This is a genomic window from Stenotrophomonas sp. YIM B06876 (genome assembly GCF_030711595.1).
Classification (GTDB): domain Bacteria; phylum Pseudomonadota; class Gammaproteobacteria; order Xanthomonadales; family Xanthomonadaceae; genus Stenotrophomonas.
In genome coordinates this window covers 1-595 of sequence record NZ_JAUJUJ010000497.1, presented here as the reverse complement: position 1 = coordinate 595, position 595 = coordinate 1, and the positions used below count along the sequence as shown (strand labels likewise).

The window sequence follows — 595 nt, the reverse complement described above, 5'->3', positions numbered from 1 at the left end:
GGCGGCCGGCGTTGCCAGGCCGAGCGCGCACGGGCAGGCAATCACCAGCACCGCCACGGCGCGGATCAGCGCCGTCTCGGCCCCCACGCCGGCCCACAACCAGCCCAGCAAGGTCGCCAGCGCGATCGCCAGCACCACCGGCACGAACACGTTCGAAACCTGGTCCACCAGCCGCTGTATCGGCGCCTTGGCGGCCTGCGCGTCTTCGACCAGGCGGATGATGCGCGCCAGCACCGTCTCGGCGCCCACGGCGCGCACCTCGAGCACCANCGGGCAGGCAATCACCAGCACCGCCACGGCGCGGATCAGCGCCGTCTCGGCCCCCACGCCGGCCCACAACCAGCCCAGCAAGGTCGCCAGCGCGATCGCCAGCACCACCGGCACGAACACGTTCGAAACCTGGTCCACCAGCCGCTGTATCGGCGCCTTGGCGGCCTGCGCGTCTTCGACCAGGCGGATGATGCGCGCCAGCACCGTCTCGGCGCCCACGGCGCGCACCTCGAGCACCACACGGCCCTCGCCATTGATAGCGCCGCCGGTCAACGCATCACCCGCCTCCTTGGCCACGGGCAGCGGCTCGCCGGTCAGCATCGAT

The 595-nt window shown here is 72.2% G+C and carries 1 pseudogene; it reads right to left on the bottom strand.

The annotated features are described in order from the left end of the window. Positions 1 to 595, bottom strand: a pseudogene (locus QZH66_RS18135) (hypothetical protein); the annotation flags it as partial.